The 23,582-nt window shown below is 70.8% G+C and carries 18 protein-coding genes; 13 read left to right on the top strand and 5 right to left on the bottom strand.

The window, feature by feature from the left end:
* Window positions 1-193 precede the first annotated feature (193 nt).
* Window positions 194-1,393 (top strand): hypothetical protein, encoded by a 1,200-nt coding sequence (locus tag WMF43_RS35865; protein ID WP_437671664.1) that lies wholly within the window; start codon window positions 194-196, stop codon window positions 1,391-1,393.
* Window positions 1,390-2,151 (top strand): ferritin-like domain-containing protein, encoded by a 762-nt coding sequence (locus WMF43_RS35860; protein WP_437671662.1) that lies wholly within the window; start codon window positions 1,390-1,392, stop codon window positions 2,149-2,151. Before WMF43_RS35865 ends, WMF43_RS35860 begins: the two co-directional genes overlap by 4 nt.
* A 51-nt stretch (window positions 2,152-2,202) precedes the next feature.
* On the opposite strand, the gene WMF43_RS35855 is transcribed toward WMF43_RS35860, so the two are convergent.
* Both WMF43_RS35855 and WMF43_RS35850 read right to left on the bottom strand, forming a co-directional pair.
* Entirely contained in the window at window positions 2,203-2,661 is a 459-nt protein-coding gene (locus WMF43_RS35855; RefSeq protein ID WP_437671660.1) for a response regulator, read from the bottom strand.
* Window positions 2,662-2,833: 172 nt separating this feature from the next.
* Window positions 2,834-3,622, bottom strand: coding sequence for a TerC family protein (locus WMF43_RS35850; protein WP_437684155.1), 789 nt, complete (start codon window positions 3,620-3,622; stop codon window positions 2,834-2,836).
* Between the two features lie 371 nt (window positions 3,623-3,993).
* On the opposite strand from WMF43_RS35850, the gene WMF43_RS35845 reads away from it, so the two are divergent.
* On the top strand, window positions 3,994-6,138 hold the full coding sequence (locus WMF43_RS35845; RefSeq protein ID WP_437671658.1) for a PilZ domain-containing protein: 2,145 nt from the start codon (window positions 3,994-3,996) through the stop codon (window positions 6,136-6,138).
* Window positions 6,139-6,198: 60 nt separating this feature from the next.
* Entirely contained in the window at window positions 6,199-6,567 is a 369-nt protein-coding gene (locus WMF43_RS35840) for an STAS/SEC14 domain-containing protein (RefSeq protein ID WP_437671657.1), read from the top strand.
* Window positions 6,568-6,765: 198 nt separating this feature from the next.
* Here WMF43_RS35840 and WMF43_RS35835 read toward each other — a convergent pair whose 3' ends face one another.
* Complete coding sequence (locus WMF43_RS35835) at window positions 6,766-9,081, bottom strand: Rv1355c family protein (RefSeq protein WP_437671655.1); 2,316 nt, start codon at window positions 9,079-9,081, stop codon at window positions 6,766-6,768.
* Window positions 9,082-9,177: 96 nt separating this feature from the next.
* Window positions 9,178-9,594 (bottom strand): hypothetical protein, encoded by a 417-nt coding sequence (locus tag WMF43_RS35830; protein ID WP_437671653.1) that lies wholly within the window; start codon window positions 9,592-9,594, stop codon window positions 9,178-9,180.
* 654 nt (window positions 9,595-10,248) lie between these two features.
* Here WMF43_RS35830 and WMF43_RS35825 point away from each other — a divergent pair.
* From WMF43_RS35825 to WMF43_RS35790, 8 genes are all read left to right on the top strand, one after another.
* A complete protein-coding gene (locus tag WMF43_RS35825; RefSeq protein ID WP_437671651.1) occupies window positions 10,249-11,697 on the top strand; it encodes a CoA-acylating methylmalonate-semialdehyde dehydrogenase in 1,449 nt (482 codons plus the stop codon).
* On the top strand, window positions 11,697-12,569 hold the full coding sequence (locus WMF43_RS35820) for a nitrilase-related carbon-nitrogen hydrolase (RefSeq protein WP_437671649.1): 873 nt from the start codon (window positions 11,697-11,699) through the stop codon (window positions 12,567-12,569). The genes WMF43_RS35825 and WMF43_RS35820 overlap by 1 nt, the downstream gene beginning before the upstream one ends.
* Before the next feature lie 179 nt (window positions 12,570-12,748).
* A complete protein-coding gene (gene hydA / locus WMF43_RS35815) occupies window positions 12,749-14,152 on the top strand; it encodes a dihydropyrimidinase (RefSeq protein WP_437671647.1) in 1,404 nt (467 codons plus the stop codon).
* 30 nt (window positions 14,153-14,182) lie between these two features.
* Window positions 14,183-15,580 carry an FAD-dependent oxidoreductase gene (locus tag WMF43_RS35810; RefSeq protein WP_437671646.1) on the top strand — a complete coding sequence of 466 codons (1,398 nt, stop codon included), beginning with the start codon at window positions 14,183-14,185 and terminating at the stop codon, window positions 15,578-15,580.
* A 3-nt stretch (window positions 15,581-15,583) separates the two neighbouring features.
* The gene (gene preA / locus WMF43_RS35805) at window positions 15,584-16,972 is read left to right on the top strand and encodes an NAD-dependent dihydropyrimidine dehydrogenase subunit PreA (protein WP_437671644.1); all 1,389 of its coding nucleotides are present in this window, start codon (window positions 15,584-15,586) and stop codon (window positions 16,970-16,972) included.
* Between the two features lie 83 nt (window positions 16,973-17,055).
* Window positions 17,056-18,534: an NCS1 family nucleobase:cation symporter-1 gene (locus WMF43_RS35800; protein WP_437671642.1), complete on the top strand. Its 1,479-nt coding sequence runs from the start codon at window positions 17,056-17,058 to the stop codon at window positions 18,532-18,534.
* Between the two features lie 163 nt (window positions 18,535-18,697).
* Entirely contained in the window at window positions 18,698-19,555 is an 858-nt protein-coding gene (locus tag WMF43_RS35795; RefSeq protein WP_437671640.1) for an aldo/keto reductase, read from the top strand.
* Window positions 19,556-19,868: 313 nt separating this feature from the next.
* A complete protein-coding gene (locus tag WMF43_RS35790; RefSeq protein ID WP_437671638.1) occupies window positions 19,869-20,279 on the top strand; it encodes a hypothetical protein in 411 nt (136 codons plus the stop codon).
* 39 nt (window positions 20,280-20,318) lie between these two features.
* Here WMF43_RS35790 and WMF43_RS35785 read toward each other — a convergent pair whose 3' ends face one another.
* The gene (locus WMF43_RS35785) at window positions 20,319-21,542 is read right to left on the bottom strand and encodes a hydroxymethylglutaryl-CoA synthase family protein (RefSeq protein ID WP_437671637.1); all 1,224 of its coding nucleotides are present in this window, start codon (window positions 21,540-21,542) and stop codon (window positions 20,319-20,321) included.
* Window positions 21,543-22,031: 489 nt separating this feature from the next.
* On the opposite strand from WMF43_RS35785, the gene WMF43_RS35780 reads away from it, so the two are divergent.
* Window positions 22,032-23,324, top strand: coding sequence for a hypothetical protein (locus WMF43_RS35780; protein ID WP_437671635.1), 1,293 nt, complete (start codon window positions 22,032-22,034; stop codon window positions 23,322-23,324).
* Window positions 23,325-23,582 lie beyond the last annotated feature (258 nt).

Raw genomic sequence — 23,582 nt, 5'->3', positions numbered from 1 at the left:
ACGGACCCGCCCGGCGCGCGCAGGATCGAGACGCGCGCGAGCCCCGGCGGCGCCCGAGCGCGCGGCCCGGCGCGTGGACAAACCATGGACAGCGCGCCTGAAGGCGCGCTTGCGCTGCGGCGGGGGCGGCCTCAGGTACCGAATTGGCGGTCGTTCATCGAGGCACGGAGCACGACACGCAAGGAGGGGCAAGATGGCTCTTGATATCCTGAAAGAGCGGGGGATACCGCTCGAGCGCCAGTCGTTCAACTGGCGCGAGCTCGTCCAGGTTCCGTTCAGCAAGCTCGACGATGACGCGTTCACCCGCGTTCGCGTCATCCTGATGAACGGTATCGAGATGGAGAGCGTGCGGTTTCTGCACAGCTTCGCCCGCATGAACCGGGATCTCCGGCGCGTGCTGGCCGAGGTGCGCCGCATCGATCAGCACCAGATGACGACCGTCAACTGGCTCAACCCGCCGGACCAGTCGCCGCTCGAGACGACGATCGGCTACGAGCAGGTCGCGATCGAGATCACCGCGCACGCGGCCCTGGCCGAGCCGGATCCGTACCTCGCGCAGGTCTACCGCTTCGGCATGCTCGAGGACTACGACCACCTCTATCGCTACTCGGCGCTCCTCGACCGCCTGGAGGGCAAGGACTCCAACAACATCCTGCAATCCTACACCGACGTGACGCCGGGGCGGCCCACCGCGGTCGAGCACCGCCACCCCCAGGACGACGTGCGCGCGCCGTACGACCGCCGTACCGCGAGCCTCATCACGAAGCTCAACGCGCTCACGATCATGGCCGCCGAGCAGCAGACGCACAACTACTACGCGAACGTCGGGCCGTTCTTCGCGGATCCGGTGGCGCGGCTCCTGTACGCCGAGATCGACTCCATCGAGGAGCAGCACGTCACTCAGTACGAGGCGATGATCGATCCCGACGAGACCTGGCTGGAGAAGTGGGTCCTGCACGAGGCCAACGAGGTCTACAACTACTGGAGCTGCCTCCATCAGGAGCAGAACGCGCGGATCAAGCAGATCTGGGAGCGGTTCCTCGACTACGAGCTCGGGCAGCTCCACGTGGCGATCGAGCATTTCAACCGGATCGAGAAGCGGGACGCGGCCGAGCTCCTGCCCGCCTCGCTCCCGACGCCGGTCTCCCACAGGAGCCAGCGGCAGTTCGTGCGGGAGGTGCTCTCCCGGGAGGTGCACTACCGCGCGGTCGGCGAGCAGATCGTCGATCCGAACGTCATCCCGGAGAGCGCCGCGACGCTCGCTTACCGGCAGCAGATGAACTCCGCCGGTTCTCCTTCGGAGATCGTCGCCGCGGGGTACCAGTATACGCCGGGCACCGAGCTCACGCGGCGCGCGGCGCAGGTGGACGGGCAGAAGGAGGCGACGCCATGAGAGAGATCACGATGGGAACGAACACCACCGGCATGGCGACCTCGCCGCTCGACAGCAAGGAGCTCATCGAGGCCGCGCTGGCGGTCCCGCCGAGCTCCCCTGGGAGCGAGGCCGACGCCGCCGCCGTCAGGACCACGTACGCGAGGGAGTCGGGGGCGGTCGGCAGCGTCCCGCCGCCGGCGAGCCTCAAGGGCATGGTCAAGGCGGCGGGGCAGCTCATCCAGGGCAGGGCGCCCGCGGTCCTCATCGACAAGCTGGGCGAGCGCCTCGCGTTCGAGCGGTCGGGCACGCGCGCCTACGAGGCGCTGATCGCCAAGTACGACGCGGATGGCAGCTTCGAGGGCGGCCCCACCCGCGCCGACCTCGAGGCGATCCGCGACGACGAGCTGCGGCACGCGGCGCTGGTGTGCGACGCGATGGTGCGGCTCGGCGCCGACCCGACCGCGATGACGCCGGGGGCCGACCTGGTCGGCCTCGCGTCGTCTGGCATCCTCTCGGTCGCCGTCGAGCCCAGGATCAGCTTCGGCCAGAGCCTGGAGGCGCTGCTCATCGCCGAGCTCACCGACAACGACAGCTGGCGCATGCTCATCGACCTGACCACCGCCTACGGCCACACCGAGATGGCGGCCGAGTTCCGCGTCGCGGAGCAGCACGAGGCGCGCCACCTCGAGCTCTGCCGGCGGTGGCTGTCGAGCCTGCTCGCGCTGCGCGCGCGCGGCGAGCCCACCGCCCCGACCTCGCCGCAGCAGGCGGCCTGACCCCTATCGGCCGCGCGGCGCGCGCCTGACCCGCGCCCCGCGCGGCCGGGCCTAGGTCTGCTGCGTCGAGGCGGCCCGCGCGTGCCGGTGCGAGCCCGGCGCGCTCACCGGCGTCCCGCTCGAGAGGTCGTCGAGCGTCTCGAGCAGCTGCTCCAGGTCGAAGGGTTTGTTGATGACCCTCGCCGCCTGAGGGTGGCTCGGGTCGATGAAGAAGCCGGGATCGCTGAGCGCGGTGACGAGCACGACCGGCACCGCGCTCCCCTCCGCCGCGAGCGTCTCCATGAGGCGCGGCCCATCCATGGCCGGCATCACGCAGTCGAGGACGATGACGTCGGGCGGCGGCTGCGATCGCAGCTGCTCCAGGGCCTCGATCGGGTCGGTGTAGCCCTCGACGTCGTACCCTTCCGCCAGCAGCACCTCTTGCAGCGTCTCGACGATGGCATCGTCGTCGTCGATGATGACGACCCGCCGCCGTCTTCCTGGTTGTGTGTCCCCTTGCTCGTCGCTCACGCTCACCTCGGTGGAGACTCTCCGGTGTCACTTCTGGGACCGGCCGCTGTCGTCGTCGACCCTCGGGCGTCCTCTCTGTGCGAATTGTTTACAGGCTCTCCCGGAGCTCGCGCCGGCGGCCCCCGGAGCCTGCCTCCCGCGCCCGGCGGCCACCGCGCTTCGCCGCATTCCGTCATGTCCTCGGCTGGGCCTGCCCGTCGGCCGGCAAGAGCCCCGGCGCGTTTCCCCGCTTGGTGTGCAGCTGCACCGGCTGCTGGCGCAGCCGCAGGCGCATGTTGACGAGCTCGACCCCGAGCGAGAAGGCCATGGCGAAGTAGATGTAGGCCTTGCTGATGTGCTGGCCCATGCCGTCGGCCACGAGCACCACGCCGATGAGCAGGAGGAAGCTCAGCGCGAGGATCTTCATGCTCGGGTGGCGGTGGATGAACGCGCCGATGCGCCCGGCGAAGACGAGCATCACGCCCACCGCGATGAACATGGCCACCATCATGATGGAGATGTGCTGCGCCATGCCGACCGCCGTGATGACCGAATCGAGCGAGAAGACGATGTCGAGCAGCACGATCTGCGCGATGATGGCCCCGAAGGAGCCCCCCTTGCCCTTCGGCTGATCGTCCTTGGCCTCTTCGACCTCGAGCTTGTCGAACATCTCGTGCGTCGCCTTGCCGATCAGGAACACACCGCCGCCGAGCAAGATCAGGTCACGCCCGCTGAAGCCGTGTCCGAGCAGGGTGAACAGGGTGGCCTTGAGCCCCATCACCCACGAGATCGCGAGCAGCAGGAGCAGCCGCATCCCGAGGGCGAGCAGCAGGCCGATGCGGCGCGCGACCGGCTGCTGATGCGCCGGCAGCTTCGCCGTCATGATGGACAGGAAGACGATATTGTCGATCCCGAGGACGATCTCCAGCGCGCTCAGGGTCGCCAAGGTGATCCAGCCGTCGGCGTGCAGGAAGGCGCTCATGTCGGGCATTTGGGGGGCCTTTGTAGCACGAGGAGCAGCGCGCGATCTCCCCCGCGGCCTCCGGGGAGCTTGCTCCGGCGTTCAGGGCCGAAGATCCCGACGCGCGCGCTGAACGCCCTGCGCGCCCTCGTCCGCGCCGTGGGAGGCGCGGAGGGACGCTTGACGTAGGAGTGCGAGCTCCTGTAGACATGCTATGGAAGTACAAAGTGTCAAGTGGATCTGCTTTCTTCATGGCACCCGGGTGAGCGCTTGAGGGGTGCTGGCGAGCTCGCCGGTTCACGCGGCGCCGGCGCGTCGCCGCGGGGGCAACATGGCGTGCTCGACTGGGGCTCACCGGAGACAGGGGGTCGTATGCCGGGGGGGACGGCCTCGTGACGGGGGTCCCGAAGCGAGGTTTCGCGGGCGACGAGGGCTGGACCTCGCGCGCCGGCGCCGGCGGGCTCGCGCTCGGGCCGGCGCTCCTCGGCGGCTACGATCCGGCCGAGGCGCCGCACGCGTGCTGGCTGGAGGGCGACACGGTCTGGGCGCGAATCGAGGGGTTCGATCCCGGCTACCCGATCGTGCTCCTCGGCTCCATGGGGGCCTGGATCGAGCCTGACTACCAGACGTCGTTTCCTTTTGGCAGCGTCGTCACCGTGCGCCTGTATTGGCGCGACGTCGAGGTCGGTCCGCTCCCCGCCTTGCTGGCGCTGCAGTCGATGGGCCTGCGGGGCCCGCTCGTGGCGCTGTCGTTCCAGGACGTCCCGCCCCGCGCGAGCGGTAGGATCCGCGACATCCTGAGCGCCCTCGTGGACGCCGGCGCGGCGAAGGCCGCCGCTGCGAGCCTCTTCAGGCCGTGCGCCGCGGAGGCCGCGCAGGTGCGCGAGATCATCGACGACCCGCGGCGGGTGCGCGACATCCTGAGCTTCCTGCTCCGGAAGAAGGGCGTGGTCCGCCGCGCCGCCGAGAGCGCGCCGCCCCTGTGCGTGATGCTCAGCGAGGTGGGGGTAGGGACGGTCCGGTGGTTCGGGATCGAGGGCTGGAACGAGGCCGCTGCGGTCGAGATCGCCGGGCACAACTCCGTCTTCCGGTTCAGCACCAGGGCGGAGCAGGTGCGCCCGGGCGAGATCGTCTCTCCGCTGCCGGAGCGGATGGAGCGCCTCCGGAGGAGCCTGCAGCAGCGGGGCGTCGAGGTGGAGCTCACCGCGCGTTTCCTGCACCCCCACTGGCTGCACCTCCCGCCGATGGAGGCGGAGGTCGTGGACGTGTCGTTCTCGGGCCTCCGGCTCGCGCTCGTGGCGGGGCAGCCGCCGCTCCAGCCCAGGCTGAAGCTCGCGCTGGAGCTCCCGGACGGCGACGACGGCGTCATCCACCTCCAGGGCGAGGTGCGGTCGGTGTCCCAGGCCGAGGACGCCCCGGCCCAGCTCTGCAGCGTCCACGTGGTCGCCGCGCGGCGCGAGGACGAGCGCCGCTGGCTCCGGCTCGTGTCGCGCATCCTGCACGCGACGACCTACGGGGGGGCGGTGTGGCAGGCGGAGCTCTGGGAGCTCTTCAACCTGTCGGGCTACTTCAACCTGTCCGGGCGGCGCCCCGAGCACTTCGAGGCCATCAAGCCGAGCTTCTTGACGATGGCGCAGCGGGCCGCGGCGGTGCCGCACCTCCTGTACAACGTGGCTTGCCTCTCCGAGCACGGGATCGAGGGCAACTTCTCGATCATGAAGCCGTACCACAGCACGTGGATGCTCCATCAGCTCGCGAAGAAGCCGAGGAGCACGTCGAACCTGAGCTCCCGGCAGGTGCTCCGCGACATCTTCACGCGCTGCTTCGAGCACGCGCAGGCCGACCCCGAGTGCCGGTGGGTGATCATCTACGCCGAGGCGCACGTCCCGTGGAGCGAGCGGTCGTTCTTCGAGTTCGCGCGCCAGCATGAGCGGACGGGCCATGTGCTGTCGTTGCCGTTCCGCCTCCTCGGCGTCGACGTGCCCGAGGGCGCGCAGGAGGCCGCGTGGTCAGGCGGCCCCTTCGAGATCAGCGACGCGACGGCGCGGGAGCAGTCCGAGCTGCTCGATCACCTCGGGGAGGTGTCGCCGCGCATGTACACGGAGGCGCTCGATCTCGTCCCTGACCGTTTCGCGATGGGCCCGTGCATCGAGCGCTGGCGCAGCGCGGGCCTGGAGCGCGACCGCGCGCTGCTCGTCGCGCGCCGGGACGGCGCGCCCGTCGCGGCCGCCGTGCTCGAGCTCGGGGAGCTCGGCACGAACCTCTTCCGCCTGCTCGACTCGGTCCGCCTCATCCCCCTGCACCCCGGCGGCGACGCCGCGTTCAGCGCGCTGCTCGACGCCGCCTGCGTCTGGTTCCAGCGGCACCATCGGACGTCGTTCGTCCACTTCGGCGAGCGCGGCCACCTCGCTTACACCGGCCACGCCAGCCTCAACGACCTCGGGGAGGGCCGCTTGTGGATCATCTCCATGGATCTCGTCCCGGAGTTCATGGAGCACATCTACCGGCTCACCATGCCGAAGCAGCCGCATCGATGACGTCCTGATCCCGCGTAAGCCGCCGCCCCGCTCCAGTTTCCGCTTCCGCGACGACGAGACATGTACCAAATCAAGATCGACAAGATCAACGCCCTCGTCGAGGTCACGTTGCAAGGCGTCCTGCGCACGGAGGAGGCGCAGGCGTACGCCGCGGACTACGGCAAGGCCCTCCGCTCGCTCTACGGGCGAAAGGTCCGTATCCTCGCGGATTTACGTGGTTTCTCCATCGCCTCCGAGGAGGCGACCGAGCTCCTCCGCGAGCTCGACGCGACCTCGGCCGAGATGGGCGTGATCCGCATCGCCGAGCTGGTCCAGAGCGACCTCGCCGCGCTGCAAGCGAACCGGATCGCCCGCGAGGCCGGCATCGGAGATCGCCTCAAGATCTTCAAGGACGCAGCCGCCGCGCGCGCCTGGCTGCTCGCCCCCTAGTTCCGAGCGTCACGAGTCTCGCAGGGATCCCGAGAAGATTTCAACGCAAAGGCGCAAAGGCGCAAAAATACAAAGAAATTCTGGTTTGCGCCTTTGCGCCTTTGCGCCTTTGCGTTGAAATCTCTCTTCTCTCGCCGTGATCCCTGCCATGACCTCTGACAGGCGGAACTAGCCCGCTGTCCCCTCAGAGCCCCACCGTCAGCGCACGAGCAGCACGTCCTCCAGCGGACGCCGGAGCGACCGAGTCGACACCTCCCCCGCGAGCGCCAGCCGGAACAGCAGGATCTCCCCCGTCGCGTCCGTGACGTCGAACAGCCGCACATACCGCTCCCGGAGCCGCCGCGCCACCTCCACCGTCTCCGGATCCATCCCGTCGCCGCCGCCGCGGATCAGCCGCGCGAACATGTAAGGCAACGTCGCCATCGGATAGACCGCGATCCCTCGCTGCGTCGCCGTCAACCACGCTCGCTGGAGCGCCCTCCCGCCCTGGAAATAGTCCGTGAGCCCCGTCCGAGGCATCGTGATCAGCCCGACGGCCATCGCCCCGGCGATCGCCTTCTCGGCCGCCTCCTCCAGACGCCGCCCGCCGCCCCAGCGCCGCACGAGCTCCATGGCGCGGAAGTCCCGGCAGATCCGGAGCCCCGCGAGATCCGTCGGCGAGAGCTCCAGCGCGCGCACGAACAGGCCATCTCGGGTCGCGCGCGCCTCCTCCTCGGTCCAGCGCAGCTCCTTCATCATGTCGGCGTGGGTGCCCTTCGCGAGCAGCCGGATGCGGTCGCCCGCGCCGATCAGGGCGGCGATCTCGTCGAGCTGCGCGGGCGCATCGAGCAGCGCGAGCCTCGCCCCGGGGACCGACCGCACCGCGGCGTCGAGGGCGGCCGCGTGCTCCTCGGCGAGCATCGCCCGCGCGCAGCGGCGCCGGTTCGTGTGCCGCAGGCCGACGGCGTCCCACAGGCCGTCGGCCGCGTGTGCCTCCGCGCCGCTCACCGGCGTGTCGAAGAACTCGAACGTCGCCGAGAGCGCCTCGTCGCCGTCGCGCGGGAAGGGCGACACGCGCACGTGCAGGCCCTCCTGGTGCGCCGCGAGGACGACGTTCTCGGCCGCGGCGCCGAGCGCGGCCACGCCGCCCGCCCCCTGGAAGTCGGCGAGCGACTCCGAGCGCGCGCGATCGTGGAACAGCCCGAGGCGGCGCCCCTCGTAGACCCAGAACCACGGCTGGCAGTTGCCGCCCGACGGCGCCGCGATCCCCGCCTCCACCAGCCGCGAGAGCCGCCCCCGGTCGAGCTCCACGGCGCCCGCCGCCCCGCCGGCCGGCAGCGCGAGCGACGCCGGATCCAGGCGGGCGACGCGCTCCTCGCGGTCCTCGCGCTCCTCGTGCGCCGCCTCCGGCCGCCCCCCGCCGATGATCTGCTCGAGATCGACGTAGTACCGCCCCGACGGCACCGGCTCCCCGGCGAGGATCCGGCGCGCCGTGTCCGCGGCCGCCGCCCCCCCGTGCACGACCGCCGAGCCGAGCTGAGACCACGTGCTCACCGTCTGCTCCACCTCGACGAGCGTGGCGGCGAACCGGGGCGAGACCGTGTCGTGCCCGATGATCTGCATGACGTAAGGCACCTTGTCCTCGGTCGACAGCCCGCGGACCTGCTCGGGGGTGAGGTCGCCGACGAGCCCGTGGAGGATCGGCCGATCCGGCTCCAGATCGAACCGCTCGACGTCGATGAGCCCCCGGTCGCTCGTGTCCATCACGACCGGGACGTGGTGGGCGCGCGCCGCGCGGCGGACCAGGAGCTTGATATCGAGGCTGTCGCACTCCTCGATCACGATATCGAGCTTGCCCCCCTCGAGCAGGAAGTCATCCATGTTCTCCGCGGTGATCCCTTTGGAAAAACACCTTACCTGGAGGAACGGGTCGAGCTCGGCGATCTCGCGCGCGGTGGCGACCACCTTCGGCAGGTCGAGGTTGTGCGCGCCGGTCCGGATCCGGTTCATGTTCGAGAGATCGAGGTGGTCGAAGTCCGCGATGCGCAGCTCTCCGGCGCTCCGCTCGAGCGCGACGGTCAGCGCCACGGACTGGCCCACGGAGAGCCCGACCACGCCGACCCGCCGGCCGGCGAGCGCCGCCTGCTCCTCCCCGCTGATCTTGTACTTGTTGCGGTTCGTCCGCAGCTCGATGAACTCCGCCTCGTCGAGCAGGTGCACGAGCCGGTGCGACCACGGGTAGTGGACCCAGACGCCGTAGGCCTCGCGCGGGGCGCCCCCGAGGTGCTCCTCCACGAGCCGCTCGACGCTGCGCTCATCGAGCTTGCGGCGAGGGTGCCGGGTCTTCACCAGATCGGCGAGCTGCCGGTCGATCGTGTCGAAGACCTGGACGCGCACGTCGTCGCGGAGCAGGCGCTCGAGCTCCTCCGCGTCTGCCGCGTTCGCCGGCCGGAAGAAGCGGGGACGCCACGCGGTCGAGGGCGCCTGGGACTGCCGACGTTCGACGAGGATCTGATGCCAGCGGGTCGGGTTCATCGCAGCCCACCGGTATCCGCGGCGCGCGCCGGCGTCGAGAGGCTCGGGCGCCGGCGCGCGCCGCGCATGGATACCGGCGGGCTCAGGCCCCCCGGGTCAGCGCGGCCGGCCCTCGATCTCCAGCCTCATCCGCGCGACCTTGTGGTGCACGAGCGCGGCCTCGGGCCCGCCGACATCGAGATACCGCAGCGCGGCCGCGATGTCGTTGCCCCGGAACGACCTGACTCTCGGGTTGAACCAGCTGAGCGCCGTGCTGATCTGCCGCACGAGCAGCGCGTCCGTGCAGATTGCCACCGTGAGCGTGTGCTTGCTGACGAACTCGTTGATGGACGCGCGCTGCTTCGCGTTGGGGCCCCCGCCGGCGGTCACGACCAGAGTCTTGGAGCAGCTCGCGGGGAGGGCGAACACCGTTTGCATATACGCCTCCCAGTCCTCGTCGTTCGGCGGCTCCCGGCCGTGGACGGCGATGAGCACGTGCTCCGTCGTGTCGAACAGCATGCTGGGGTGGCTCATCGTGTCACCGCCGCCGAGCGCGCGTCGATCTTACGTCCTTGTGCCGCCGAGCCGCCAGATCGCGACGGCGTCCCCCGGGACGGCCGTGCGTCCAGCGCCGGGCAAGGGCTCGCGAAGTCCACGTCGTTGCACGTAGGACGGTTCGAGATCCGGGGCAACGACCTGGAGCGACTTTCGACGCGGTGGCCAGCGCGACGCGGCGGCCATCCCGCGGCATGGCGCGCGTGGCGCGCGGCGCCGCCGCGGCGCGCCCGGGGACGCGCGGCCGAGGGCTCCGGCGCGCCGGGCGCGCGCGGCTGCGGCCCGGGACGCGTCCGCGGAGGACGCCGCCCGAGCGCGCCGGCGCCGGCGCCCGCGCTGCCGCCGCGCGACCAGGGCGCACCCGAGTTATTTCCGGAGGATTTCATGACGTCTTGCTCGGCAGTTGCACGAGAGGTCACCAACCACCCTGTAGGTTATACTACGAAGTGCGCGTGGGGGATCTCCCTCCTGAGGCCGCTCCGCGAGGCGTGTTGCTCCAAGGCTTGACGGAGGCCCCCAACCGCATGTAGCGCTCGATCATCCGTGGGTTGTATTGCCCGGCAGGCCAGGGCCAGCGCCCTGCCTGCTCTGGAGGCCAATGCGACCCCCTTCGCCTGGGGAGGTTCGTCCGCGATGCGCGTGCTGGAAAACTTCGTCGGCGGCGCCTGGTCTCGCTCTTCGGGGACGACGCACCTCGACGTGAAGAACCCGGCGACCGGGGAATCTCTCGCGAAGGTCCCCCTCTCGACCACGGCGGACGTCGACGCGGCGGTGAAGGCCGCGCAGGCGGCGTTCCCCGGCTGGAGCGCGACGCCGCCGCTGCAGCGGGCGCGCTACCTCTTCAAGCTCCGCGAGGTCTTCGACGCCCACCGCGACGAGATCGCGGCGATCTGCACCTCCGAGCACGGCAAGACCCTGACCGAGGCGAAGAACGACTTCGGGCGCGGCATCGAGAACGTCGAGCACGCGGCCGGCATCCCGGCGCTCCTGATGGGGCAGGGCCTCGAGGACGTGGCGTCCGGGATCGACTGCCACACGGTCCGCCAGCCGCTCGGCGTGTTCGCGGCGATCACGCCGTTCAACTTCCCGCCGATGGTCCCGCTCTGGTTCCTGCCGTACGCGATCGCCACGGGGAACACGTTCGTGCTCAAGCCGTCGGAGCAGGTCCCGCTCTCGCAGCAGCGCATCTTCGAGCTGATCGAGCGCGTCGGCCTGCCGCCCGGCGTCGTCAACCTGGTCCACGGGGGGCGCGACGTCGTGAACGCGTTCTGCGCGCACAAGGACATCGCCGGGGTCTCCTTCGTGGGCTCGTCGGCGGTCGCGCGCCACGTGTACAAGACCGCCGCGGAGGCGGGCAAGCGGGTCCAGGCGCTCGGCGGCGCGAAGAACTTCCTCGTGGTCATGCCCGACGCCGACCCGGGCAAGGCGATCGCCAACCTCGCCGAGTCGATCTACGGCTGCTCCGGCCAGCGGTGCCTCGCCGGCAGCGTCGTCGTGTGCGTCGGCGACACGCACGACGCCGTGCGCGACGGGCTCGTCCGGCAGGCCAAGGCGATCGTGCTGGGCGACGGGTCGAAGCCGGGCGTGACCATGGGCCCGGTGATCTCGGCGGCGCACCGCGACCGCGTGATCTCGTACATCGACAAGGGCGTCTCCGAGGGGGCGAAGCTCCTGCTCGACGGCCGCGACGCCAAGGTCGAGGGGTATCCGGACGGCAACTGGGTGGGGCCCACGGTCTTCGACGACGTGCGGCCGGGGATGGTGATCGCGACCGAGGAGATCTTCGGCCCCGTCGCGTGCCTGATGCGCGCGGCCGATCTCGACGAGGCGATCGCGATCGCGAACCGCAGCGAGTACGGCAACGCGGCCTCGATCTACACCTCGAGCGGCCGCGCCGCGCGCGAGTTCCAGCACCGCGTCGGCGCCGGCATGGTCGGCGTCAACATCGGCGTCGCGGCGCCCATGGCGTTCTTCCCGTTCGGCGGCCAGAAGGGCAGCTTCTACGGCGACCTCAAGGCGCACGGCCCGACCGCCATCGACTTCTACACAGAGCGCAAGATCGTCATCACGAGGTGGTTCTGATGGCACGAAATGTACTTGGCGGGCTCATCCAGTGCTCCACGCCGGCGAGCGACGCGGGCGCCTCCGTCACGGCCATCCGCGACGCGATGTTCGAGAAGCACCTGCCGTTCATCGACGAGGCGGGGAAGAAGGGGGTGCAGATCCTCTGTCTCCAGGAGGTCTTCAATACGCCCTATTTCTGTCCCTCGCAGGACGCGACGTGGTGCGACGTGGCCGAGCCCGTCCCGGGCCCCACGGTCGAGCGGCTCACCGCCTACGCCAAGAAGTACAAGATGGCGATGATCATCCCGATCTACGAGCGGGAGATGGCGGGCGTCTACTACAACACGGCGGCCGTGGTCGACGCCGACGGCACCTACCTCGGCAAGTACCGGAAGACCCATATCCCGCACACGAACGGGTTCTGGGAGAAGTTCTTCTTCAAGCCGGGCAACCTCGGATACCCGACATTCCAGACGCGGTACGCGCGCATCGGCGTGTACATCTGTTATGATCGCCACTTCCCGGAGGGCGCGCGGCTGCTCGGCCTGAACGGCGCCGAGATCGTGTGGAACCCGTCGGCGACGGTGGCCGGGCTCTCCCAGTACCTCTGGAAGCTCGAGCAGCCCGCGCACGCGGTGGCCAACGGCTACTTCATCGCCGCCTCGAACCGCGTCGGCACGGAGGCGCCGTGGAACATCGGCAAGTTCTACGGGACGAGCTACTTCTGCGACCCCCGGGGCAGCTTCCTCGCGACGGCGAGCGAGGACAAGGACGAGCTCGTCGTCGCCGAGATGAACCTCGACATGATCGAGGAGGTCCGCCGGACGTGGCAGTTCTACCGCGACCGCCGGCCCGAGAGCTACGGCGAGCTCACGAAGCAGCTGCCCTGAGGGCGAGCTGCGGAGAGCGCGCGTGCGCGAGCCGGCCTGCGCGCGCTCCACCGCGAAGGCACCAGCAGCGCCGGGGCGCTGGTCGCGGCCGGCACGCTCCCCCGGCGTTCCCCCCCGCCCCGGCGGCGCTCCCCGCGAGAGGGGTCGCCGCGCGAGGCGCGCACCCGCGGAGAAGCAACATGGGTATCCTGATCAAGAACGGCGAGATCATCACAGCGAGCGATCGGTTCGTCGGCGACGTCTACTGCGAGGACGGGAAGATCGTCGCGGTCGGCCCGGAGCTCGCGAAGGAGCGGGCGGGGGACACGGTGATCGACGCCTCGGGCCAGCTCGTCTTCCCGGGCGGGGTCGACGCCCACGTGCACATGGAGCTGCCGTTCATGGGGACGGAGAGCTCCGACGACTTCGAGACGGGCACCGCCGCGGGCGTCGCCGGCGGCACGACGTCGATCATCGACTTCGTCATCCCGAGCCGCGGGCAGCTGCTGCTCGACGGGCTCGCGATGTGGCAGGAGAAGGCGAAGAAGGCGGTCGCCGACTACGCCTTCCACATGGCGGTCACGTGGTTCGGCGACGAGACGCTCTCGGAGATGGCCGTCTGCGCGCGCGAGCACGGCATCCCGTCGTTCAAGACCTTCATGGCGTACCGCGGGGCCATCGGCGTCGACGACCCGGAGCTCATCCAGGTGATGGAGGCCGCGAAGGGCCTCGGCGCGCTCGTGACCGTGCACGCCGAGCACGGCGACGCCGTCGTCGCGCTCCAGAAGAAGCTCCTCAAGGAGGGCAAGACCCACCCGCGCTACCACGCCGAGAGCCGCCCCGCGCCGATCGAGGGGGAGGCGACGGGGCGCGCGATCATGCTCGCCCGGATGATCGGCGAGCCGATCTACATCGTCCACCTCACCTGCAAGGAGGCGCTCGCCGCGGTGACCGAGGCCCGCGGCCGGGGCCAGGTGGTCATGGCCGAGACGTGTCCCCAGTACCTCCTGCTCGACGATTCGGTCTACGAGAAGCCCGGCTTCGAGGGGGCGGCCTACGTCATGAGCCCGCCGATCCGGCCGAAGGGCCACCAGGACGCGCTCTGGGCCGCGCTCGCGACAGGGCTCATCCAGACCGTGGCGACCGACCACTGTCCCTTCAACCAGGTCGGCCAGAAGGACATGGGCAAGGACGACTTCTCGCGCATCCCGAACGGCGCCGCCGGCATCGAGAACCGCCTCGCCCTGCTCTGGACCTACGGGGTGCTCGAGGGGCGGATCGACGTCCACCGCTTCGTCGATCTCTTCTCCACGCAGCCGGCCAAGATCTTCGGCCTCTACCCGCGCAAAGGCTCGATCGTGCCGGGCGGCGACGCCGATCTCGTGGTCTTCGACCCGAAGGGGACGAGCACCATCTCCGCGAAGACGCACCACCACCGGTGCGATCGGAGCATCTTCGAGGGCTTCGAGGTGAAGGGCAGGCCGACGCACGTCATCGTGAACGGGCGGGTCCAGTTCGCGGACGGCAAGCTCGACGTGGAGCGCGGGGCGGGGCGTTACCTCCCGCGCCGGCTCGACAAGGCCCAGGGCTCCCGGGCCGCGTAGCCGCGGGCCCAGAGACGCGCGAGCACCAGCATGACCAGAGCGCCCTCCCTCCCGTCCGGCCGGATCGAAGAGCGATTCGAGGACAAGAACCCGCGTTACACCGAGGCCGAGGCGGTCGCCGAGGCGAACCGGTGCCTCTACTGCGTCGACGCGCCCTGCGTGAAGGCCTGCCCGACGGCCATCGACATCCCGAGCTTCATCCGGAAGATCGCGACGGGCAACGTGAAGGGCGCCGCCCGGACGATCCTCACGGCCAACCTGCTCGGCCAGTCGTGCGGGCAGGCCTGCCCGGTGGAGGTGCTCTGCGCCGGCGACTGCGTCTACAACACGTGGGGGCGCGCGCCGATCGCGATCGGCCGCCTCCAGCGCTACGCGGTCGAGGCGGCGCTCGCGCAGGGCCCCGCGCTGCTCCGGCCGAAGCCGCCCACGGGCCGGCGCGTCGCGCTCGTGGGCGCGGGCCCCGCGTCGATCGCCGCGGCGGGTTACCTCGCCCTCGAGGGGCACCGCGCGGTGATCTTCGAGCGCAAGGAGATCCCCGGCGGCCTGAACACGCTCGGGATCGCGCCGTACAAGATGAAGGGCCACGAGGCGCTCCGCGAGCTCGAGTGGGTGCTGTCGCTCGGCGAGATCGAGCTCCGCACCGGCGTCTCGGTCGTGGCGCAGGCGGCCGCGCCGGGGGAGGTCTCCGCGGGCGACCTGCTCGCCCAGTTCGACGCGGTCTTCCTCGGGCTCGGCCTCGGCGACGACGCGCGCCTCGGCATCCCCGGGGAGGACGGCGAGGGCGTCGTGGGCGCGACCTCGTTCATCGAGCGGCTCAAGGCGGATCCGCGCCTCGACCTCGCGGGGGTGCGGCGCGCGGTCGTCGTGGGCGGCGGCAACACGGCGCTCGACGTCGCCCACGAGCTCGCGCTGCTCGGGGTCGACGTGGCGATCGTGTACCGCCGCTCGGAGGCCGAGATGTCGGGCTACGCGCACGAGCTCGAGGGCGCGCGTGTGGCCGGCGCGCGGCTCATCGAGAACCGGGCGCCGGTCGAGGTCGTGCGGGACGGCGGCAGGGTCGTCGGGCTGCGGGTCGCGGCCACGGCCCTGCGCGCGGGCGGCCCGGCGCAGGGCCCCGCGGCCGCGGAGGAGCTCTTGCCCGCCGACCTCGTCGCGGTCGCGATCGGGCAGAGCCGGGCGACGCGGGTGGCGCTCGCCTTCGAGGGCGTGGCGCTCGACGCGCGGGGGCGCGTGGTGGTCGACCCGGCGACGCACCGCACGGGCAACCCGAGGGTCTACAGCGGCGGCGACTGCGTGAACGGCGGCAAGGAGGTCGTCAACGCGGTGGCCGAGGCGAAGATCGCCGCGCGCGCGATGCACGAGGCGATCATGGCGAGGGGGGAGCGGCCCGGCGGCGCGCCGCCCGCCCCCGCGCCGCGAGGGAGCTGAGCGATGGCCGACCTGTCTATCGACTTCGCCGGGATCAAGAGCCCGAACCCGTTCTGGCTGGCGTCCGCGCCGCCGACCAACACCGGCGACCAGGTCCGGCGCGCGTTCGACGCGGGCTGGGGCGGCGCCGTCTGGAAAACGCTCGGAAACCCGATCGTCAACGTGTCGAGCCGCTTTGGAGGCATCGATTACGGCAACATGCGGCTTATGGGGCTCAACAACGTCGAGCTCATCACCGACCGCCCCCTCGAGGTGAACCTGAGGGAGATGCGCGAGGTGAAGCGGCGGTATCCGGGCCACGCGCTCATCGCCTCGCTCATGGTCGAGACGAAGGACGAGTGGCGGGAGATCATCCGCAAGGCCGAGGACACGGGCGCCGACGGGCTGGAGCTCAACTTCGGCTGTCCGCACGGCATGTGCGAGCGCGGCATGGGCTCGGCCGTGGGCAACGAGCCGGCCGTGCTCGAGGAGATCGCGCGCTGGGCGGTCGAGTTCGCGACGACGCCGGTCATCGTGAAGCTCACGCCGAACGTGGGCGACATCGTCGAGCCGGGCGAGGCCGTGCTCCGCTCCGGGGCGCACGGCATCTCGCTGATCAACACGATCAAGTCGCTGATAGGCGTCGATCTGGAGCGGATGGTCCCGCTCCCGCGGGTCGGCGGCGCATCGACCAACGGCGGGTACTGCGGGCCTGCGGTCAAGCCGATCGCGCTCCACCTCCTGAGCCAGCTCGCGCGCCACCCGGCCGTGGGCCGCCTGCCGATCTCCGGCATCGGCGGCATCTCGAACTACCGCGACGCCGCGGAGTTCATCGCGCTCGGCGCGACCAGCGTGCAGGTCTGCACCGCGGTGATGCATTACGGCTACCGCATCGTGGAGGAGATGATCGAGGGCCTGAGCGACTGGCTCGACGATCACGGCATGAGCTCGGTGAGCGAGCTCCGCGGCCGGGCGATCCCGCAGGTCCAGGAGTGGGGCGAGCTCGACCTCTCGTACCGCGTGGTCGCCGAGATCGGCGCCGACAAGTGCATTGGCTGCCAGCTCTGTTACGTGGCCTGCATGGACGGGGCCCACCAGTGCATCCACCTGCCCGGGCGGACGGAGGCGGAGGCGCGCGCGGCGGGCCACACGCACCTGCCGAAGCACATCCCGGATCGGGTCGCGACGCCGAACCCGAGCGGGGAGGCCGCGCCGTCGCGCGTCCCGTTCGTGGACGAGGAGGAGTGCATCGGCTGCAACCTGTGCGCGCTGGTGTGCCCGGTGGCCGGGTGCATCACCATGAAGGAGGTACCCTCGGGCAAGCCGCCTGAGACGTGGAACGATCGCGTCCAGAAGGGGACGGACTTCGTGCCTGGCGGCCTGGAGACGACCGCCCGGGCGCGGAGCGCGTGACATCGAGCTCCTCACCCGCCGGCCTGGAGCTCGCGACGACCTGATCCCGGACACGCGCCGGCGGGCTTTCAGGAGGAGCATCGATGTCCTTGACGAACGAAGATCTCGCGCCCACGCCGGAGGCGGCGCGCACGTGGAAGCTGGGGCATTTCGCGGCGCTCTGGATCGGCATGGCCGTGTGTATCCCCACGTACACCATGGCCTCCGGGCTCATCGATCAGGGGATGAGCTGGAAGGAGGCGATCGCGTGTGTCGCGCTCGGCAACGTCATCGTGCTCATCCCGATGATCCTGAACGCCCACGCGGGCACGCGGTACGGCATCCCGTTCCCGGTGTTCGCCCGCGCGTCGTTCGGCGTGGCGGGCGCGAACGTGCCCGCGGTGCTGCGCGCGCTGGTGGCCTGCGGCTGGTTCGGCATCCAGACGTGGCTCGGCGGGCAGGCGCTCTGGCAGCTCCTCGTCGCGCTCCTGCCCTCGGTCGAGGCGCCGCTCACCTCGGCGGCGTTCAAGGGGGCGATCGGCATCCAGCCCGGGGAGCTCCTCGGGTTCGCGGTGTTCTGGCTGATCAATCTGTATTTCATCCTGAAAGGCACGGAGTCGATCAAGTTCCTCGAGAGCTGGGCGGCGCCGTTCCTCATCGTGATGGGCCTCGTGCTGCTCGTCTGGGCGTACTCGCGCGCGGGCGGGTTCGGCCCGATGCTGTCGCAGCCGTCGAGGATCCCTGAAGGGCAGTTCCTCCGCGTGTTCGCGCCGGGCCTCACCGCGATGGTCGGGTTCTGGGCCACGCTCTCGCTGAACATCCCGGACTTCACGCGGTACGCGCGCAGCCAGCGCGATCAGGCGCTCGGCCAGGCGCTCGGCCTGCCGGCGACGATGGTGCTGTTCTCGTTCATCGGCGTCGCGGTCACCTCGGCCACGCCGCTCATCTTCGGGGAGCTCATCTGGGATCCGGTGAAGCTGCTCGCGCGGATCGGCGGGGCCTTCATCATGGTCCTCGCGATGCTGGGCCTCTCGGTCGCCACGCTGTCGACGAACCTCGCCGCCAACGTCGTCTCGCCGGCGAACGATTTCTCCAACCTGGCGCCGCACCGGATCTCCGCCCGGGCGGGCGGGGTGATCACGGCGATCCTCGGCGCGGTGATCCTGCCGTGGAGGCTGATCGAGTCCTCGCAGGGGTACATCTTCACGTGGCTCGTGGGCTACTCCGCGCTCCTCGGGCCGATCGGCGGGATCATGATCGCCGACTACTTCGTCGTCCGGAAGATGCGGCTCGACGTGGCCGACCTGTACCGGCGCGGCGGAGCGTACGAGTTCCAGGGCGGGGTCAACTGGCGGGCGATGGCGGCGCTCGCCGTCGGCGTGCTCATCAACCTGCCCGGCTTCCTGGCCGAGGCGATCCCCTCGATGAAGGACGGCGTCCCCGAGGTGCTGCGCGCGATCTACACCTACGCGTGGTTCGTGGGGTTCTTCGTCTCGGGAGGGCTCTACACGCTGTTTTCGCTGGCCGGCCGGGCGGAGCCCACGGCCGCGCGCGCCGCGCGGGGGGCGTCGCCGGCGGGCTGAGGAGGGGAGTGAGGAAGGGAGTGAGGAGGGGAGGGGTGGAACCGCCAGCGCCGCGCGTGGGCTGCCCCTGATGCCCCGGCGGCGCGGCGGCGCGTCGGCGCAGCGGAGCGCGGCCCCGGGGCCCTCTTTCGTTCGAAGTCCGAGGTGGAGTACCCTCGGCGCGATGATCGAGAAGCTCCCCTTCGGCCGCACCGGACACATGAGCACACGCGCCCTCTTCGGCGCCGCGGCCCTGGGCCGCGTCACGCAAGAGGAGGCGGACGCGACGATCGACCTGCTCCTCGAGCATGGCGTCAATCACATCGACACCGCCGCCAGCTACGGAGACGCCGAGGTGCGCCTCGCGCCGGCGCTGGCCCGTTACCGGGGCCAGTTCTTCCTGGCGACGAAGACCGGAGAGCGCACCTACGAGAAGGCGCGCGCCGAGATCCACCGCTCGCTCGAGCGGATGCGCGTCGACAGCGTGGATCTCCTGCAGCTCCACTGCCTGGTCGAGCCCCAGGAGTGGGAGGTGGCGATGGGCCCCGGCGGGGCGCTCGAGGCCGTCATCGAGGCCCGGCAGCAGGGGCTCGTTCGTTTCATCGGCGTGACCGGACACGGCCTCTCCGCCGCGAGGATGCACCTCCGCTCGCTCGAGCGCTTCGACTTCGACACGGTGCTGCTCCCGTACAGCTATATCCTGTCCCAGGACAGCACGTATGCCTCGGAGGTCGAGGTGTTGCTCGCCGCGTGCGCGCGGCGCAACGTGGCCGTGCAGACCATCAAGTCGATCGTCCACAAGCCGTGGGGCGAGGATCCGCGGGGCCGCGCCACCTGGTATCGCCCGATGGAGGAGCAGCGCGAGATCGACAAGGCGGTGCACTGGGTGCTGAGCCGGCCCGGCATCTTCCTCAACACGGTGGGCGACATCCACGTGTTGCCCAAGGTGCTGGACGCCGCGGCGCGGTACGAGGCGCGCCCCCCGGAGGCGGAGATGCAAGCGCAGCTGCGCTCGCTCGGGATGGCGCCGCTCTTCGTCTGAGCGGCGCCGCGGCCTCGCCCCGGCCGGCCTCGCCGCCTCGCCCTCCACGGGCTCGGGCGCTCCTGCGGTCGATCCCGTGGTCGATCCCGTGGCCGATTCCGTGGTCGATTCCGTGATAGGCGCGGCGCGGTGTTCGGAACTGGAAGCAGTGAGGGCAGAGCCCCTCGCTGGAGGTCCATGGTTCCGAAACATCGTGCAACGGAAAACCCGCTGAGCGCGCCCGCGTTCAGCATCCTGCGGCCGTTCCCCCGCGCCTCGTCGCGCGGCGGTGTGCCTTGTCGCCTCGCCCTCGTGGCGGGAGGGGAGGTCGCCCATGACGCCGCATGAAGAGCGGGCCCAGGTGCTCGACGAGCACCGCCCGGCGTTCGCGCGCCTCGTGCGCGAGACGCCGCGCCGCGGCTCCATCTCGGCGCTGTCGGGGTATATCCTCGGCCTGCGCGAGCCGACGGGCTACCTGATCGCGGCCGGCTTGCAGCAGCGCGACGGGAGGCTCGACCCGGAGGGCGCGCTCCGCGCCTCGCTGACGTCCCGCGAGCGCTCGCCGTTCCTGGTCGGCGTGGTGCCGCGCTCGGCGCTGGTCGACGTCCTGGGATCGCTGGCGCCCGTCATGCAGCCGTTTGCAGCCGAGCTGAAAAAGTCCATGCAGCGCGACCTGATGCGCGTGCTCGTCGCGACGGGGGGCGGGGCGGAGGTCTTCACGCTGGGTGATCTCTCGTCCGGCTGAGCGAGCGCGCCCGCCCTGCTCCTTGCGCCTCGCGGGGGGTTACGCGTTCGCGTAGACGCGCCGCTCGCTCGAGTCGAGCCCCAGGTACACCGCGCGGCGGTCCAGGCTCGGGCCGCCTCGCTCGGCGTCCTCTGGGGCGGGCCGCCGGTCGGCGGCCTCGTCGTTCCTGCGCAGCGCCTCGTACTCGGCGACGGAGGTGCGGTGGCACTCCGCGAGGGGGCCGTCGATCTCGAGCGCGGCCACGAGCGCTCCGGCTTCCGGCATGACCCTGCCCGCGAAGAACTCGGCGCAGCTACCCGACCCGTAGCTGAAGAGCCCGATGCGTTTCCCCTCGAGGTCGCGGGCCTCTGCGCTCAGCAGGGACGCCAGCGCGAGGTAGAGCGAGCCCGTGTAGATGTTGCCGATCTGCGCTGGCAGCTCGAGCGACGGCTCCACCTCGACGGCGAAGCTCTCGTCGGCGGCCTGCTCGGTGAGGCCGTCGATCGTCCGCCGGTGCCGGTGGGCCTTGCGGGCCATCTTGCCGTAGGGGACGTGGTAGCAGGTGCGCGCGAGCGGCTCGCCCTGGTCGTCCTGCCGGCGCCACTCGGCGTAGGCGCCGGCGAGGGCGTCGAGGTAGCACTGCACCGAGAAGTGGCCGTCGACGAGCGCCTCCTTGTGGTGGAGCGGCCGCCAGAAATCGTAGACGTCGCGCGCGTACGAGCCGGTCTGGCCGACCTCGATCGCGAGCAGCCGCGGGCGCTCGCGCACGAGCAGCGCCACGGCGCCCGCGCCCTGGGTCGGCTCGCCCGCGGAGCCGAGCGCGTAGCGCGCCACGTCCGAGCAGACGACGAGCGCGGCGCGGCCGCGGGCCGAGCCGGAGGCGATCCAGTCCACGGCGTTGAGCAGGCCGGCGGTGCCCCCGAAGCAGGCGTGTTTGGCCTCGAAGACCCGGCACGCGCTGGGCAGCCCGAGCAGCCCGTGCAGGAAGGAGGCTGCCGGCTTGGAGTGATCCACGGCGGTCTCGGTCCCGACGACGCAGAGCCCGACGTCCGCCGGGCTCGCGCCCGAGCGCAGGAAGAGGCGGCGGGCCGCGTTGACCGCGAGGGTGATCGGATCCTCCTCGGGCGCCGCGATCGCCATCCGGCGGGTGCCGAGGCCGGTCAGGTACTTGGACGGCGCGACGCCCCGGGCCTCGGCGAGCTCGCTGAGCTCGACGAAGCGGCGCGGGACGCCGAGGGCGATCGCATCGATGCCGATGGGGGGAAAGCCATGACGTACGCTCATACCCTGCATCGTAGGGAAGCATTGTGCAGAGACCATCGAGCGGGCGGGGAAGCTCGGAGGAGCCCGCTGGCCCGCCGAGCCCGCCGAGCCCGCCGAGCAACGCCGGATCGTGCAGGCCGGGTCGGCGGGCCGAGGCCGCGCCGGGCCCGCGCCGCGGGAGCAGGGCGCAACGCCCGCCGCGCTCGCGCCGCGGGAGCAGGGCGCACAGCGCGGCACACGTCACGCCATGCAGCGTGTACGTAACGTGTTGAAAGGGACGGCGGTGACCCTGACGATCCTCACGACACGGACGACCTCGACGGCGCGACGAAGCCCTCCCAAGAACAGCAGCCGAGAAAAAATCGCATGAAGCTCAATTTGGTTCACCACCCGCGCGTCGGGTTTGTTTACCCTAGTATCGCGCGCTCTTGCGCCCTAGCGCTCGAGGTTCATGTGAAGCTCTCCCGGTCTACCGTGTTGATTCCGCTTCTTGGGTTGGGTCTTTTGGCGATGACCGGCGCGGCAGGCTGCTCCTGCAACTCCGGCGCGGACGGCGAAGTAGGGGCGACGGCCGGGGACACCGGCGGTGGGGGTGCCGGCGGCGGCGCCGGCGGCGGGACCGCCGGGGCCGGCGGCGCCGGCGACGGCGGCGCCGGCGGCGGCGCCGGGCTCGACTATGAGGGCAACATGGGGGGCTCTGGGCCGGTGACGCCCGACACCGCGTGTGTCGCCACGGTCGCCGAGGCGACGCTCACGAAGCGGCCGGTCGACATCGTCTTCATGATCGACAACTCGCCCAGCATGGCGGACGAGATCATCAGCGTGCAGAACAACATCAATGACAGCTTCGCCGCGATCATCGGCGAGAGCGGCATCGATTACCGCGTCATCATGCTCGCCCATCACGGCGACCCGAGGGTCGACGACTCCGTGTGCGTCGGCGCCCCCCTCAGCTCTGCGACCTGCGACCCGGTGCCGTCGCAGCCGGGCCACAACCCCCCCCACTTCTATCATTACAGCCTCGAGAACCGGAGCCACGACGCGATTTGCAACCTCCTCGGCACCTACAACGGCGGTTTGCCCGACGATTTCGGCTTCGCCCCGCTCGGCTGGTCGGAGTGGGTGCGTCCGGAGTCGCTCAAGGTGTTCGTGGTGATCACCGACGACAACGTCGGCTGTCAGACGACGCACCTCCCGCGCAACCTCTACATCGACGACGAGCGTCTGCCCTGGGAGGAGGTGGCCGCGACGTTCGAAGATCTGCTGTTCAAGCTGCAGCCGGCGGTCTTCGGCGACGCCACCGCGCGCAACTACGTCTTTCACAGCATCATCGGCCTCCACGAGAACGACCCTGCGACGGACGCGTACCCGCCCGAGGGCGACATTGTCCTCGAGACGTGCGGCACCGCCGTCCGCCCCGGCACGGGCTACCAGTCGCTGAGCCAGCGGACCGGCGGCCTTCGGTTCCCGCTCTGCCAGACCAGCTCTTATGACGTGGTCTTCCAGGCGATCGCCGAGGGTGTCATCTCGGGCGCGGAGGTCGCGTGCGAGTTCGAGATCCCCGCCTCCCCCCCGGGCGAGGTCATCGACCTCTCGACCGTGGTCGTCCAGTACACCCCCGGCGCGGGCGGCGAGGCGCGTTCGTTCGATCAGGTCGCCGGCCTGGACGCCTGCCAGACCGACGCGTTCTACATCGAGAACGACACCATCAAGCTCTGCGAGGATGCGTGCCTCTCGGTCCAGTCCGACCCCACCGCCCACATCGACGTCCTTTACGGCTGCGACCCCGAGGACGCCCGTTGACCCCCAAGACCTAATCCGCCGCGCCCCTCGCCCCAACGACCCAACCTCAGCGCCGTCGGGTGGGCCCGCGCGGCGGGGGCGGGTGGGCGCGTCGAGCACCGACCAAGGTGCCATAAGGTTTCAGGGACCTCGAGGTCCCAGGCGCGCCTTGTGTGGCGCGCGACGAAACGTCCCAGGTGGCATGGCCCGAAGGGAAACATGCCGGGTGGTGTCCCCTGCGCAAGCTCCCTCGCCCCGGTCTTGCCGATTGGCCAGCGC

It is taken from the genome of Sorangium sp. So ce131 (genome assembly GCF_051519095.1).
GTDB lineage: Bacteria > Myxococcota_A > Polyangia > Polyangiales > Polyangiaceae > Sorangium.
Note: the sequence above shows the minus strand (reverse complement) of the source record. Positions and strands in the feature narration are given on the sequence as shown.

Excerpts from the sequence above, each read along its gene's own strand:
- WMF43_RS35840 (WP_437671657.1), top strand. The coding sequence starts at position 6,199 with ATGTACCAAATCAAGATCGACAAGATCAACGCCCTCGTCGAGGTCACG.
- hydA (WP_437671647.1), top strand. The coding sequence starts at position 12,749 with ATGGGTATCCTGATCAAGAACGGCGAGATCATCACAGCGAGCGATCGG.
- WMF43_RS35830 (WP_437671653.1), bottom strand. The coding sequence starts at position 9,594 with ATGAGCCACCCCAGCATGCTGTTCGACACGACGGAGCACGTGCTCATC.
- preA (WP_437671644.1), top strand. The coding sequence starts at position 15,584 with ATGGCCGACCTGTCTATCGACTTCGCCGGGATCAAGAGCCCGAACCCG.
- WMF43_RS35795 (WP_437671640.1), top strand. The coding sequence starts at position 18,698 with ATGATCGAGAAGCTCCCCTTCGGCCGCACCGGACACATGAGCACACGC.
- WMF43_RS35800 (WP_437671642.1), top strand. The coding sequence starts at position 17,056 with ATGTCCTTGACGAACGAAGATCTCGCGCCCACGCCGGAGGCGGCGCGC.
- WMF43_RS35785 (WP_437671637.1), bottom strand. The coding sequence starts at position 21,542 with ATGAGCGTACGTCATGGCTTTCCCCCCATCGGCATCGATGCGATCGCC.
- WMF43_RS35850 (WP_437684155.1), bottom strand. The coding sequence starts at position 3,622 with ATGAGCGCCTTCCTGCACGCCGACGGCTGGATCACCTTGGCGACCCTG.
- WMF43_RS35810 (WP_437671646.1), top strand. The coding sequence starts at position 14,183 with ATGACCAGAGCGCCCTCCCTCCCGTCCGGCCGGATCGAAGAGCGATTC.
- WMF43_RS35820 (WP_437671649.1), top strand. The coding sequence starts at position 11,697 with ATGGCACGAAATGTACTTGGCGGGCTCATCCAGTGCTCCACGCCGGCG.
- WMF43_RS35835 (WP_437671655.1), bottom strand. The coding sequence starts at position 9,081 with ATGAACCCGACCCGCTGGCATCAGATCCTCGTCGAACGTCGGCAGTCC.
- WMF43_RS35825 (WP_437671651.1), top strand. The coding sequence starts at position 10,249 with ATGCGCGTGCTGGAAAACTTCGTCGGCGGCGCCTGGTCTCGCTCTTCG.
- WMF43_RS35780 (WP_437671635.1), top strand. The coding sequence starts at position 22,032 with ATGACCGGCGCGGCAGGCTGCTCCTGCAACTCCGGCGCGGACGGCGAA.
- WMF43_RS35790 (WP_437671638.1), top strand. The coding sequence starts at position 19,869 with ATGACGCCGCATGAAGAGCGGGCCCAGGTGCTCGACGAGCACCGCCCG.
- WMF43_RS35860 (WP_437671662.1), top strand. The coding sequence starts at position 1,390 with ATGAGAGAGATCACGATGGGAACGAACACCACCGGCATGGCGACCTCG.
- WMF43_RS35865 (WP_437671664.1), top strand. The coding sequence starts at position 194 with ATGGCTCTTGATATCCTGAAAGAGCGGGGGATACCGCTCGAGCGCCAG.